This window comes from Arthrobacter sp. 05N428_2 (genome assembly GCF_056397065.1).
The window spans coordinates 94,945-108,857 of sequence record NZ_JBFTMR010000003.1 but is presented as its reverse complement, the minus strand read 5'-3'; the positions used below and the strand labels follow the sequence as shown (position 1 = coordinate 108,857).

Sequence of the window (13,913 nt, the reverse complement as noted above, 5' to 3'; positions counted from 1 at the left end):
CGTCAGGCCGCAAAACGGCCTTCTCCATCAGACTCAGCAGCCAGGTACTTGTCCGGGTTATTCAGCACAACAATTGTGGGGGTGCGGCCTTCGGGCCACTCCCGGTGCCCGGCGGGGACATGGTCCACACCGCCGGAATTCCATGGGTGGCAACGTGCGAGGCGCCGCGCCGCGAGCCAGCTGCCCTTGACGGCGCCGTGCACCGTGATCGCTTCCAGCGCGTACGCGGAGCAGCTCGGGAAGAACCGGCAGACCTGTCCGTACAACGGGGAGACCACCTTGCGGTAGGCCATCAGCAACAAGATGAGGAGGTTGCGGGGCAGGTTCCAGATCATGCGCCCCACCCACGCTGCGGCGGCTTCGAGACGAAATCCACGTTCGGGGACGACGGCGGCAGTCGAGTTACGCACGCTGGGTCCCTTCCTGTGTTCTCTCGTAAGAAACTGTAGAAGCGGCCTGTGGAAGGCGGCTGCCCAACCGTTTCAGGGTTGTCTCCAAAGCGGCGCTGTAATCGCTCAACAGGTCATCCCAGCCAGCTGCTGCCGAGGCGGGCAGTGCCCGGACCACGATAGCGAACCCGCTGGGATATTTCTGCAGCGACAATGCGCCGGCTTCTCTTAGTCTCCTCTTAACGAGGTTCCTGACAACAGCGTTCCCGACACTCTTGGAAACGATGAAACCGATCCGGCTTGGTTCACCGGCAGCGAGAGCTGCCGTATATAACACTAAGTTCCGGCGTCCATTGCGGACGCCGGAACGTACAGTTGTTGAAAAATCGGTTGAGGTCCTCAGACGGTTCCGGGTGGCTAGCACCGTTCGACTCGCATAGGGATGGTGACCGACGAGTCAGTTATTTAGGCCGACAGCTCGGTGCGGCCCTTGCCACGACGGGCTGCCAGGATGGCACGGCCGGCACGGGTACGCATACGAAGGCGGAAGCCGTGCTTCTTGGCTCGACGGCGGTTATTCGGCTGAAAAGTCCGCTTGCTCACGTTAGTTACTCCAGTGGATCAAAGGTGCGCCCACCCGAACAACAAAAGGGGAAGAACTGGCCGACGCTAAGTTTTGTATGTGCCGCCACCCTCGACTCGCAAGACGCAGGCGTCGGGAGAGATTCAATGAGGCGGAAAGCGGACACAAAGGACTTCACAACGTTAGGCGAAAAATGCCTCCATAGTCAAACCGGGAGCGGCTCTGGCGCCTGTCCCCAGCTGTGGTTAACCCGCCCTGTTGCCTGTGGATGAACTGCGTCACGCACCTCGTTTTCGAACTACACCGGTGTGATTATCCACAGGCTTGATCCCAGCTATCTTCTAGGCTTTTCATCACCTAGAGTGTCCCAGTAGCCGATTATCCACGGACTGTGCACAACCCTGTGGATTAAGCCGGGGCCAGCTCCCTGGTTCAGGTCTGGTGGCTGCAGGTAACGCAGGCAAGCAAGGTTTGAGGAACTGATTGATGACGGTAGACGAAGCCAACCACGCAAACACCGTCGGAAGTTCCTGGCGGCGGGTTGTCAGCCTTCTGGAGAATGATCACCGCGTCACACCCCGGCAGCGTGGCTTCGTCATCCTCGCCCAGGCCCAGGGCCTGATCGGTTCCACCTTGCTGGTGGCGGTGCCCAACGAACTCACCCGGGAAGTCCTCCAGACCCAGGTCAAGGACGCCCTCGATGATGCCCTCCGGGACGTTTTCTCCGACGAAATCCGTTGCGCTATCGACGTCGACACTGACCTGGTGCCGCTGCATGTTGAGCCGGAGCCCGCGGCGGAACTGTCCTTGGCCGCCGATCCCATGGTCGAACTGAAACCCCAGCCCATGCTGCCGAGCACGTCCCAGGAATTCGGCCGGCTCAACCCGAAGTACATCTTCGACACCTTCGTGATTGGGTCCTCCAACCGCTTTGCGCACGCCGCCGCCGTCGCCGTCGCCGAAGCGCCCGCGAAGGCATACAACCCCCTCTTCATCTACGGCGATTCCGGCTTGGGCAAGACCCACCTGCTGCATGCGATCGGGCACTACGCCCGCCGGCTGTACAGCGGCATCCGGGTCCGCTACGTCAACTCCGAGGAATTCACCAACGACTTCATCAACTCGATCCGCGACGATGAGGGCACCAGCTTCAAGACCACCTACCGCAACGTGGACGTGCTGCTGATCGATGACATCCAGTTCCTGGCCGGCAAGGACGCCACCATGGAGGAGTTCTTCCACACCTTCAATGCGCTGCACAACAACAACAAGCAGGTGGTCATCACCTCGGATCTGCCGCCGAAGCAGCTCGCCGGCTTCGGGGACCGCCTGAAATCACGCTTTGAGTGGGGATTGCTTACTGATATCCAGCCTCCCGAGCTGGAAACCCGCATCGCCATCCTGCGGAAGAAGGCCCTTAGCGAAGGCCTCTCCGCCCCGGACGACGCCCTGGAGTACATCGCTTCGAAGATCTCGAGCAACATCCGTGAACTTGAGGGCGCGCTGATCCGGGTCACGGCGTTCGCGAGCCTCAACCGGCAACCGGTGGACGTGGGCCTCGCCGAAATGGTGCTCAAGGACCTGATCACCGACGACGGCGCCCAGGAGATCACTTCGGCCCAGATCCTTACCCAGACGGCTGATTACTTCAAGCTCAGCATGGAAGAACTTTGCAGTAAGTCCCGCACCCGCACGCTGGTCACCGCTCGGCAGATCGCAATGTACCTGTGCCGCGAACTGACCGACATGTCGTTGCCCAAGATTGGCCAGGAACTCGGCGGCCGCGACCACACCACGGTGATCCACGCCGATCGGAAGATCCGCGAGCTCATGGCTGAGCGCCGCGTGATCTACAACCAGGTGACCGAGCTGACCAACCGGATCAAGCAGCAACAGCGCAATTCCTGAGGGGATGCGCCGCCATCTCCTACCTTATTAACAGGAGGCTGTGGACAACCCTGTGGATAGTTAAGGGGACAACGGCGCTTAATGGGCTTAAAACCCTTAAGGCGCCTGTGGATCAGCGATGTGGGCAAAAATGTTGTCCCCATCCACACCCTGTTTAAAACCTGCTCCGCCCACAGTCCATGAACAGGGCTTAACCCCGGAAACACACGGCCAGACGAAGTTATCCACAGTTTCCACAGGAGTTATTAACACTACTAATCCCAAGAAAATGAAATTCCCTCAAACAACAGTTTCTGTGCCGCCCCACGACGCCCGGTTCGGACCGAGCTGACCCGCCGCCGGGAAGCCCCGGACGGAACCACACTGGTGTAACCCGGGGATGGGAGAACTCCGCTCTTGGGGCTAAGCTGTCTGCAGTGCGTCCGTCCCGGACACCCTCTTGTAATTCGGACCCCGAAACCGGAGCCAGCACGAAGACCCGGGACGCAGTACTTGCCTCTTGGCCGACCCGGTAGAACCGCCGGAAATGCCGTGGTCCAATGATTTTTTAGTGATGTCAGCAGCAATGAAAGGCGGCACCCTTCCGTGAAGTTCAGAGTCGAGCGGGACGTCCTGGCCGAAGCCGTGACTTGGACCGCCCGGTCGTTGTCTCCGCGGCCGCCCGTTCCGGTACTGTCCGGCCTCCTGCTCAAGGCTGAAGCCGGCACCGTCAGCCTGTCGAGCTTTGACTACGAGACCTCGGCCCGTCTCGAAATTCCGGCTGACATCACCACCGAGGGCACCATCCTGGTTTCCGGACGCCTGTTGGCCGACATTTGCCGCAGCCTGCCCTCCGCGCCGGTAGAGATCGAAACCGATGGCAACAAAGTCACCCTCAGTTGCCGCCGCAGCAGCTTCCACCTGGCCACCATGCCGGAAGCCGAATACCCGCCGCTGCCTGCGCTGCCCCCGATCAGCGGCACGGTGGCCGGTGACTCGTTCGCCCAGGCCGTCTCGCAGGTGATCATCGCTGCCAGCAAGGACGACACTCTGCCCATCCTGACCGGTGTCCGGATGGAAATCGAAGACGACCTGATCACACTGCTGGCCACCGACCGCTACCGGCTCGCCATGCGCGAAGTACCGTGGAAGCCGGCGACCCCGGGCATTTCCACCAGCGCGCTGGTGAAGGCCAAAACCCTCAACGAAGTTGCCAAGACGCTCGGCGGCAGCGGCGACATCAACCTCGCCCTGGCCGACGACGACAGCCGGCTGATCGGGTTCGAAAGCGGGGGCCGCACCACGACGTCGCTCCTGGTTGATGGCGACTACCCCAAGATCCGCTCGCTCTTCCCGGATTCCACCCCGATCCACGCCACGGTGCAGACCCAGGAACTGGTCGAAGCCGTCCGGCGTGTCTCGCTCGTGGCCGAACGAAACACTCCCGTGCGGCTCGCGTTTACCCAGGGACAGCTGCACCTCGACGCCGGAACCGGCGAAGACGCCCAGGCTTCCGAAGAACTCGAAGCCCAGCTGACCGGTGAGGACATCACGGTCGCCTTCAACCCGCACTACCTCATCGAGGGCCTGAGCGTCATCGAGACCAAGTTCGTCAGGTTTTCCTTCACCACGGCCCCGAAGCCGGCGATGATCACCGCGCAGCAGGACGCCGACGGTGACGACCAGGATGACTACCGTTACCTGGTCATGCCGGTCCGCCTGCCCAACTAGTCCCCACCGCCACCCTCGCCTCGCAAGCTCGGCCAGGGAACCTTGGCGGCGTGGGCCCACGCAGACGTTGTCGTTTTGAACCCTCAAAGCGACACCTAATGCGAGTCAGTTGGGCGCCGCCCACCCCTAACCACCAGCGCAGAAAAGAGTTAACACCGTGCACATCGGACTGATCGGCCTTGGCAAAATGGGTTTCAACATGCGCGAACGGATGCGCAAGGGTGGAATCCAAGTCACCGGCTTCGACCGCAACCCGGACGTCACCGACGTCGCCACCGTGGATGAGCTGATTGCCGCCGTTCCGGCGCCCCGGCTGATCTGGGTCATGGTCCCCTCCGGCGAGATCACCGGAGCAGTGATCACGGAACTCGGCAACAAGCTCGACGCCGGCGACCTCGTGATTGACGGCGGTAACTCACGCTTCACCGAAGACCAGAAGCACGCGGCAGCGCTGGCCGAAAAGGGCATCCGCTTCGCCGACTGCGGTGTTTCCGGCGGCGTCTGGGGACTCCAAAACGGCTACGGCCTGATGGCTGGCGGCGACGCGGCCGACATCGAGCGCGCGTTGCCGGTCTTTGATGCCCTCCGGCCCGAAGGCGACCGCGCGGACAGCTTCGTGCACGTGGGCGGCGCGGGCGCGGGACACTACGCCAAGATGGTGCACAACGGCATCGAGTACGGCCTGATGCAGGCCTACGCGGAAGGCTACGAGCTCCTCGCGGCCAAGGACATCGTGAACGATTTGCCGGGCACCTTCCGGGCCTGGCAAAAGGGGACCGTCGTCCGGTCCTGGTTGCTCGATCTCATGGTGAAGGCCCTGGACGAGGATCCGGGACTGGAATCAATCGACGACTACGTCGAGGATTCCGGTGAGGGGCGCTGGACTGTCGAGGAAGCGATCGCCAACGCGGTGCCGGCCCCGGCCATCACCGCGGCATTGTTCGCGCGATTCTCCTCCCGCGAAGACAGTTCGCCGGCGATGAAGATGGTTTCCGCGCTGCGGCACCAGTTCGGCGGCCACGCCACCCGGCCAGCCAAGTAACGCCCGGAGTCCCTGAAACCGGCGTGTACCTAGAACAACTTTCGCTGACAGATTTCCGCAGTTACAGCCAGGTGGATCTCGGCCTGGAACCGGGCGTCACAGTGCTCGTGGGCGCCAACGGGATCGGCAAGACCAACCTGATGGAAGCGATCGGCTACCTCGCTACACTCAGTTCGCATCGGGTCAGTTCGGACGCGCCGCTGCTGCGCTTCGGCACCGAGCGGGCGATGATCCGGGCCAAGCTGGTCCGCGGCGTCCAGTCCACGGTGCTGGAGCTGGAAATCAACGGCGGCCGCGCAAACCGTGCCCGGATCAACCGCAGCAATCCGGTCCGGGCCAGGGACATCCTGGGCATCTGCCAAACAGTGCTCTTTGCCCCCGAAGACCTCGCCTTGGTCAAGGGCGATCCGTCCAACCGGCGCCGTTTCCTGGATGAGCTCTTGGTCAGCCTGGCACCCCGGCACGCCGCCACCCGCAGCGACTACGACCGGGTCCTCAAACAACGCAATGCGCTGCTGAAATCCGGCCGTGCGGGCAAGTTCACCGCCGGCCACGAGGCAACCCTCGACGTCTGGGACCAACATATGGCCCGGGCCGGTGCGGAACTCCTGCACGCGCGGCTTGAGCTGGTGGACCGGCTGCTGCCGCACCTGCACAACGCATACGGCCAGCTCACGGACGGGTCCAAGGCGGCCGGCGCGGTGTACCGCTCCAACTTGCAGGGTTTGGTCGACGACGACGGGGAGGTGCCTGCCGTCGACGCGACGGGAACACCGGCAGCCGGGCTCGAAGACCTGCGCTTGCTGGGCGTCGCCGAACTGACCGACCGTTACGTCCGGGCCTTCGCCGCGTCGCGCCGCAAGGAACTGGAACGCGGCGTTTCCCTGGTGGGTCCGCACCGCGACGACTTGGAACTGATCCTCGGGCAGGCCCCGGCGAAGGGGTATGCCTCGCACGGCGAAACCTGGTCCATGTGCCTGGCCCTGCGGCTGGCCTCGTACTACGTGATGCTGGACGATACGCGGACCGGCGGATCCGCGCCGATCCTGATCCTGGACGATGTTTTTGCCGAATTGGACGTCCAGCGGCGGCGTAAACTGGCGGCAATAGTATCCGGCGCGGAACAGGTACTGGTGACCGCCGCCGTCGAGGACGACATCCCGGCGGAACTGGCCGGACGGCGCGTGAAGGTCATTCCGGGAGGAATCGATGAGCCGGACAAACGATGAATTGCGATAGATTGCGATGAATAAGGACACCGACGGCGGCCTGCAGCCGGGACGCGACCCGGACGACATCGACGCCGCTCAGGCCGCACTGAACCGGATGCGCGATGCTGCGGCAGCACGCGGGGAAATCCGCCGCAAGTACCCGGCACGTCCCGGCAGCGCCAGCCAAAAACCGGCCCGCGGCACCCGCACCCGCGGCTTCAGCCAGTTCCACGGCACCGGACGGGATCCGCTGGGGCTCGGCAAAGTGGTGGGAAGGCTGGTAGCCGAACGGGGCTGGAGTTCCCCGGTCGCGGTCGGCTCCGTCATGGCACAGTGGCCGGCCCTTGTGGGACCGGAAATTTCCGCGCACTGCACGCCGGAAAGCTTTACCGACACGACCCTGCACGTGCGTTGCGATTCGACGGCGTGGGCCACCCAGCTGCGCCTGCTGAGCCTGAGCCTATTGGAAAAATTCCGGGTCGAACTTGGTGACGGCGTCGTGACGAGCATCCAGGTGCTTGGTCCCGCGGCGCCCAGCTGGCGCAAGGGACTGCGGACTGTGAACGGCCGCGGCCCCCGCGACACCTACGGGTAGTTGCGCGGCCCTCGGGGACCCGGGCCTGAAGCGCTTCTTCCAAAAGCATTGAAAAATCGACAAGCGCCGTGTAGGGCGCTCTAGGGACCCGGATTCGTATAGGAACCCAGCCGGAGCACCCCTGGAGCCTTGGAGGCGGAGCCAACGGCCTCCCAGCGGTACTTTGCCCGCCGTTTGAGGCTCCAAAATGCGGGTTTCCGGTGTATAACACGGTAGAATCGAGATAGATAACTGGGCGCCGGTGAAACGTCGACTGAGTCCGTTTCCGACGCGATTTTTTTCTGCGCGGAGATCGGTTCTCACGAGTGATGCTGCCAGCGCCATCAGTGACGTGCCTGTTGGCGTTTTGCCGTTCCCTCGGGATTTGGCTACCGCCGGCCTTCAACGAACGTAGAGGAGTCGAAAGCGCCTGTGGCTAACGACAGTACAGAATTCCCGGCAGTCGATCCAACGGCAGTGGCCTCAGCGGCGGTCACCCCGGCAGCGGAGGTGACGCCCCGCGAATACGGTGCCAGCGACATCACGGTGCTCGAGGGCCTGGAAGCTGTCCGGAAACGCCCCGGCATGTACATCGGCTCCACCGGCCCGCGCGGCCTGCACCACCTGGTCTATGAAGTGGTGGACAACTCGGTCGACGAGGCGCTGGCCGGTTACTGCACCCACATTGAGATCGTTCTGCAGGCCGACGGCGGCGTCAAGGTAGTTGACAACGGCCGCGGCATTCCGGTGGACATGCACCCCACGGAGCACAAGCCGACGGTGGAAGTGGTCATGACCATCTTGCACGCCGGCGGAAAGTTCGGCGGTGGCGGTTACGCGGTCTCCGGCGGCCTGCACGGAGTCGGCATTTCCGTGGTGAACGCGCTCTCCAGCCGCGTCGATACGGAGGTGCGCCGGCAGGGCCACGTCTGGCGGATGTCTTTTGCCGACGGCGGCAAGCCGCAGGGCGGCCTGGTCATGGGCGAAGAAACCAATGAGACCGGCACCATCCAGACGTTCTACCCGGACGCCACCATATTTGAGTCCACGGTGTTCGATTTCGAGACCCTGCGGGCCCGTTTCCAGCAGATGGCCTTCTTGAACAAGGGCCTGCGCATCACGCTGACCGACGAGCGCCGCGCCGCCGAGGAGCCCTCCGACGATGCGGACCTGGACCTCGACGTCATCGAAACCGAGGGAGAGGTGCCCGCGGACTTCCACACGGTGGTGTACCAGTACGACGACGGCCTGCTGGACTACGTGAAGCACTTGAACTCGGGTAAGAAGGTCGAAGTCGTCCACGAAGACGTCATCGCCTTTGAAACCGAAGACAAGGAACGGCACATCGCCCTGGAAATGGCGATGCAGTGGACCAACGCGTACTCCGAGAGCGTCCACACCTACGCCAACACCATCAACACCCACGAGGGCGGAACCCACGAAGAGGGGTTCCGTGCTGCGATGACTTCGCTCATCAACCGCTACGCGCGGGAGAAGAGCATCATCAAGGAAAAGGACGACAACCTCACCGGCGACGATATCCGGGAGGGCCTGACCGCCGTCATCTCGGTCAAGCTCGCGGAACCGCAGTTCGAAGGTCAGACTAAAACCAAGCTGGGCAACTCCGAGGTCAAGGGCTTTGTCCAGCGCGTGGTCACCGACGGTCTCGGTGACTGGCTGGAGCGTAACCCGGGTCCGGCCCGCGACGTCATCCGCAAGGCGATCTCCGCCGCCCAGGCCCGCATGGCGGCCCGCAAGGCGCGCGATAACGCGCGGCGCAAGAGTCCGCTCGAGTCCTTCGGCATGCCGGGCAAGCTCTCGGACTGCTCTTCCAAAGATCCGCAAAAGTGCGAGGTCTACATCGTGGAGGGCGACTCGGCGGGTGGTTCGGCCAAGCGCGGGCGCAACCCCGAGACCCAGGCGATCCTGCCGCTGCGCGGCAAGATCCTGAATGTGGAACGCGCCCGGCTGGACAAGGCGCTGGGCAATGCCGAGGTCCAGTCGATGATCACGGCGTTCGGCACCGGCATCGGCGAGGACTTCGATATGTCCAAGCTCCGCTACCACAAGATCGTCCTGATGGCCGATGCCGACGTCGACGGCCAGCACATCACCACGCTGCTGATGACGTTGCTGTTCCGCTACATGCGGCCGCTGATCGAGAACGGCTACGTGTACCTCGCACAGCCGCCGCTGTACCGGATCAAATGGTCAAACGCCCCGCATGACTACGTCTACAGCGACCGGGAGCGCGACGCGAAGCTGGTCTCGGGCCAGGCCGCCGGACGGCGTATCCCCAAGGACAACGGGATCCAGCGCTACAAGGGGCTCGGCGAGATGGACTACACCGAACTGTGGGACACCACCATGGATCCGGACCACCGCACGCTGCTGCAGGTCACCATGGACGACGCCTTGGCCGCCGACCAGGTCTTCGCCACGCTGATGGGTGAGGACGTCGAGTCCCGCCGTAACTTCATTCAGCAGAACGCCAAGGACGTCCGGTTCCTGGATATTTAGCGCGCGCCGCCTAATATTCTCGAACCGGTATATACCTGAAACGGAAAATAGACAATGAGTGACGAAACACCTGAAGTTCCCGCCGAATCCGGCGCTGAATCCGTGCTCGAAGGCAACGTTCTTGACACCGATGTGCTGACCGACCGCGTCGAGCAGGTCGACCTGCAGACGGAAATGCAACGGTCCTACCTCGACTACGCGATGGCCGTCATTGTGGGCCGGGCCCTGCCGGACGTTCGCGACGGACTTAAGCCGGTGCACCGCCGCGTGATCTACGCCATGTTCGACGGCGGCTACCGCCCGGAGCGGTCCTTCAACAAGTGCGCGCGTGTGGTCGGCGAGGTCATGGGCCAGTACCACCCGCACGGCGATACGGCTATCTACGATGCGCTGGTCCGCCTCATCCAAGACTGGACGATGCGCTACCCCCTGGCATTGGGCCAGGGGAACTTCGGTTCGCCCGGCAATGACGGTGCCGCCGCCCCGCGGTACACCGAGACCAAGATGGCCCAACTGGCCATGGAAATGGTCCGGGATATTGACGAGGAAACCGTCGACTTCCAGGACAACTACGACGGCAAGAACCAGGAACCCACGATCCTTCCGGCGCGGTTCCCGAACCTGCTGGTGAACGGCTCCTCGGGCATCGCCGTCGGTATGGCCACTAACATTCCGCCGCATAACCTCCGCGAGGTTGCCGACGGAGTCCAGTGGTATCTGGCCAACCCCACCGCCAGCCGCGAAGAACTGCTCGAAGAGCTGATGGTGCGCATTAAGGGACCCGACTTCCCGACCGGTGCCACGATCCTCGGCCGCAAGGGAATCGAGGACGCCTACCGCACGGGTCGTGGCTCCATCACCATGCGCGCCGTGGTCAACGTCGAGGAACTTCAGGGCCGGACCTGCCTGGTGGTTACCGAACTGCCGTACCAGGCCAACCCGGACAACCTGGCCATCAAGATCGCCGAACTGGTCAAGGACGGCAAGATCTCGGGCATCGCCGACCTCCGCGACGAGACCTCCGGCCGCACCGGCCAGCGCCTCGTGATCGTGCTCAAGCGCGACGCCGTCGCCAAGGTGGTGCTGAACAACCTCTACAAGCACACCCAGCTGCAGGACAATTTCCCGGCCAACATGCTGGCCATCGTCGACGGCGTGCCGCGCACCCTGAGCCTCGATGCCTTCATCCGGCACTGGGTCACGCACCAGATGGACGTCATCGCACGGCGCACCCGGTACCGTCTGCGGAAGGCGGAAGAGGAAGCCCACATCCTGCGCGCCCTCCTCAAGGCGCTCGACGCGCTCGACGAGGTCATCGCATTGATCCGGGCGTCCAACACCACCGAGGCGGCGCGCGACGGCTTGATGGAGCTGCTGGCCATCGACGAGCTGCAGGCCCGCGCCATCCTGGACATGCAGCTGCGCCGGCTGGCCGCCCTGGAACGCCAGAAGATCCAGGACAAGCACGCCGAACTGGAAGCTGCCATCGCCGAGTACACCTCGATCCTGGCCTCCGAGCAGCGCCAGCGGGAGATCATCAGCACCGAACTTGCTGAAATTGTGGCCAAGCACGGCGACGACCGCAGGACCGCGATCCTGATGGGCTACGACGGCGACATGTCGATCGAAGACCTGATCCCCGAAGAGGAAATGGTGGTCACCATCACCCGGGGCGGCTACGTCAAGCGCACCCGCAGCGACAACTACCGTTCGCAGCAGCGCGGCGGCAAGGGCATCAAGGGCGCCCAACTGCGCGGCGACGACGTCGTGGAGCACTTCTTCGTCACCACGACCCACCACTGGCTGCTTTTCTTCACCAACCTGGGCCGGGTCTACCGCGCCAAGGCGTACGAACTGGTTGAAGCCGCCCGCGACGCGAAGGGGCAGCACGTCGCGAACCTCCTGGCGTTCCAGCCGGATGAGCACATCGCGCAGGTGCTGGATCTACGGGATTACCAGCACGCGCCGTACCTGGTGCTTGCCACCAAGCGCGGGCTGGTCAAAAAAACGCGCCTGGAAGACTACGACACCAACCGTTCCGCCGGCGTGATCGCCATCAACCTGCGCGACGGCGATGAGCTCGTCTCCGCCCAGCTGGTGTCCGAGACGGATGATCTCATGTTGGTGTCCCGCAGGGGCCAATCGATCCGCTTCACCGCGACGGACGAGGCCCTGCGCCCGATGGGCCGGGCAACCTCCGGCGTGACCGGGATGAAGTTCCGCGAAGACGACGAGCTCCTGGCGGCCGACGTGGTCACGGACGGATCCTTTGTGTTCATCGTGACCGAGGGCGGCTACGCGAAGCGCACCGCCGTCGAGGAATACCGCCTGCAGGGCCGCGGCGGCCTCGGCATCAAGGTCGGCAAATACCAGGAGGAACGCGGCCACCTCGCCGGCGCGCTGATCGTCCAGGAAGAAGACGAAGTCCTGGTGGTTATGGAAGGCGGCAAGGTGGTGCGCTCCGCAGTGAGCGGGGTCCCCGCCAAGGGCCGCGACACCATGGGCGTAATCTTTGCCAAGCCGGACAAGAACGACCGCATCATTGCGGTGGCCCGGAACAGCGAACGCGGCCTCGAGAGCGAGGAATCTGCGCTCGAAAACGACGTGGAAGCTCCGGCTCCGGGGCAGGATGACGTAACGTTGGCTGGAGCTAGCGGATCGCATGAGGGGTCTGCAGAGACAGAATCAGTACCGGTCCCGGAGTCAGATGAGTCATCAGGCAATGCCGAACTGGACGAAGACAACACCGGAGGTAATGCGTGAGTAATTCCGACTCCTATCCCAAGTCGAGCAGCGGCCCCGGCGGCTCCCGGCAGCCGGCAGCGGCTCCCCGGGTAAACGCGCCGTCGCGGCCCCAGCAGCGCCCCGCCGCCGCGGGGGCGGGGCAACGTCCCGCCGTGCCCGGCCAGCGGCCACCCGGCCAGGGCCAGCGTCCGGCGGCCCCCGGCCAGCGCCCGGCGCAACCGGGCCTTGTCAAGCCCGCCCCGAAGGCCAAGGTGCGCCGCGCGCGCCTGCTGGTCAGCAAGGTGGAGCCCTGGTCTGTGCTCAAGATGGCCTTCCTGCTCTCGGTGGCCCTTGGCATCGTTACCGTCGTCGCCGCGATCGTGCTCTGGACCGTCCTGGACCTGACCGGCATCTTTGACCAGGTCGACGGACTGCTTGGCACCCTCGCGGGCACCGAAAGCGGCGGCTTCGAACTGAAAAAGGTTGCCTCCCTGGGTCAGGTCGCATCCTTCGCGGTCATCATTGCGGTGATCAACGTGGTCCTGCTGACCGCGCTTTCGATGTTGTCGGCAGTGCTTTACAACATCGCAGCCACCCTCGTGGGCGGCATCGGCGTCACCCTCACGGACGACTAGAACCCGTACTTTCCGCCGGGAATCCCGGGGGAATTGCCTCGATTTGAGATCGGGCCGGGATGTGCTGTAAAGTCATATCTCGGCCCGATGAGGCATCGGGGCGTATAGCTCAGGCGGTTAGAGCGCTTCGCTGATAACGAAGAGGTCCCAGGTTCAAGTCCTGGTACGCCCACGGAACCGGTACCGGTTCTTGTAAAGGTTCACTTAAAGCTGAACCCGGAACGGGGTGCATGTGAAGAAGTTGCTGGTAGTCGCAGCCACGATCGCAGGCGTCCTGCTCTACAAGAAGGTACAGGAATCCGAGGCCCGGAAGGCAGTTTGGAGCAAATCAACCGACACGGTTGATTAGCTCCGATCCCCGCAGGGAAAGCTGGAAACGGCTCGCCGGCACCGGGGTATGATTGACGGGTTGCTTCTTATGGGGGCATGGCGCAATTGGTAGCGCACCTGCTTTGCAAGCAGGGGGTTCGGGGTTCGAGTCCCCGTGCCTCCACCATAGGAAATGGTCCCGGTCAGCAGAAATGCTGGCCGGGACCATTTGCATTCCGCCAGGCCGGCCCCGGGGCTTGACCTGGCCTACGGGCCGAACGCCTCCGCCGGCACATTACTGTTGACTC

At 63.6% G+C, this 13,913-nt stretch carries 12 protein-coding genes and 2 tRNA genes; 11 read left to right on the top strand and 3 right to left on the bottom strand.

Features of this window, described 5'->3' with window-relative positions:
• Nucleotides 1-2: 2 nt before the first annotated feature.
• Genes yidD through rpmH form a run of 3 tightly spaced genes read right to left on the bottom strand, consistent with a single transcriptional unit; the run spans nucleotide 3 to nucleotide 992 of the window.
• Nucleotides 3-410, bottom strand: coding sequence for a membrane protein insertion efficiency factor YidD (yidD, locus tag AC1DGI_RS03870; protein WP_441399399.1), 408 nt, complete (start codon nucleotides 408-410; stop codon nucleotides 3-5).
• Nucleotides 403-813, bottom strand: coding sequence for a ribonuclease P protein component (gene rnpA, locus AC1DGI_RS03865; RefSeq protein ID WP_441399400.1), 411 nt, complete (start codon nucleotides 811-813; stop codon nucleotides 403-405). Before rnpA ends, yidD begins: the two co-directional genes overlap by 8 nt.
• A 41-nt stretch (nucleotides 814-854) precedes the next feature.
• Nucleotides 855-992 (bottom strand): 50S ribosomal protein L34, encoded by a 138-nt coding sequence (gene rpmH, locus AC1DGI_RS03860; protein ID WP_003800212.1) that lies wholly within the window; start codon nucleotides 990-992, stop codon nucleotides 855-857.
• Nucleotides 993-1,458: 466 nt separating this feature from the next.
• On the opposite strand from rpmH, the gene dnaA reads away from it, so the two are divergent.
• The 11 genes from dnaA (at nucleotide 1,459) to AC1DGI_RS03805 (ending at nucleotide 13,792) form a co-directional block, all read left to right on the top strand.
• The gene (gene dnaA / locus AC1DGI_RS03855; protein ID WP_441399401.1) at nucleotides 1,459-2,880 is read left to right on the top strand and encodes a chromosomal replication initiator protein DnaA; all 1,422 of its coding nucleotides are present in this window, start codon (nucleotides 1,459-1,461) and stop codon (nucleotides 2,878-2,880) included.
• A gap of 585 nt (nucleotides 2,881-3,465) precedes the next feature.
• On the top strand, nucleotides 3,466-4,590 hold the full coding sequence (gene dnaN / locus AC1DGI_RS03850) for a DNA polymerase III subunit beta (protein ID WP_441399402.1): 1,125 nt from the start codon (nucleotides 3,466-3,468) through the stop codon (nucleotides 4,588-4,590).
• Between the two features lie 157 nt (nucleotides 4,591-4,747).
• Nucleotides 4,748-5,632 (top strand): phosphogluconate dehydrogenase (NAD(+)-dependent, decarboxylating), encoded by an 885-nt coding sequence (gene gnd, locus AC1DGI_RS03845; protein WP_476897835.1) that lies wholly within the window; start codon nucleotides 4,748-4,750, stop codon nucleotides 5,630-5,632.
• Between the two features lie 23 nt (nucleotides 5,633-5,655).
• Complete coding sequence (gene recF / locus AC1DGI_RS03840; protein ID WP_441399404.1) at nucleotides 5,656-6,861, top strand: DNA replication/repair protein RecF; 1,206 nt, start codon at nucleotides 5,656-5,658, stop codon at nucleotides 6,859-6,861.
• A 16-nt stretch (nucleotides 6,862-6,877) separates the two neighbouring features.
• Nucleotides 6,878-7,438, top strand: a complete 561-nt coding sequence (locus AC1DGI_RS03835; RefSeq protein WP_441399405.1) for a DciA family protein — start codon at nucleotides 6,878-6,880, stop codon at nucleotides 7,436-7,438.
• Between the two features lie 411 nt (nucleotides 7,439-7,849).
• Nucleotides 7,850-9,937 (top strand): DNA topoisomerase (ATP-hydrolyzing) subunit B, encoded by a 2,088-nt coding sequence (gyrB, locus tag AC1DGI_RS03830; RefSeq protein ID WP_476897834.1) that lies wholly within the window; start codon nucleotides 7,850-7,852, stop codon nucleotides 9,935-9,937.
• A 54-nt stretch (nucleotides 9,938-9,991) separates the two neighbouring features.
• Nucleotides 9,992-12,700: a DNA gyrase subunit A gene (gene gyrA, locus AC1DGI_RS03825; protein ID WP_441399407.1), complete on the top strand. Its 2,709-nt coding sequence runs from the start codon at nucleotides 9,992-9,994 to the stop codon at nucleotides 12,698-12,700.
• Complete coding sequence (locus AC1DGI_RS03820) at nucleotides 12,697-13,296, top strand: DUF3566 domain-containing protein (protein ID WP_441399408.1); 600 nt, start codon at nucleotides 12,697-12,699, stop codon at nucleotides 13,294-13,296. Before gyrA ends, AC1DGI_RS03820 begins: the two co-directional genes overlap by 4 nt.
• A gap of 98 nt (nucleotides 13,297-13,394) precedes the next feature.
• Nucleotides 13,395-13,468 (top strand) — tRNA-Ile (locus tag AC1DGI_RS03815).
• Between the two features lie 54 nt (nucleotides 13,469-13,522).
• Nucleotides 13,523-13,645 carry a DLW-39 family protein gene (locus AC1DGI_RS03810; RefSeq protein ID WP_476897833.1) on the top strand — a complete coding sequence of 41 codons (123 nt, stop codon included), beginning with the start codon at nucleotides 13,523-13,525 and terminating at the stop codon, nucleotides 13,643-13,645.
• 71 nt (nucleotides 13,646-13,716) lie between these two features.
• Nucleotides 13,717-13,792 (top strand) — tRNA-Ala (locus AC1DGI_RS03805).
• The last annotated feature ends 121 nt before the right edge of the window (nucleotides 13,793-13,913 follow it).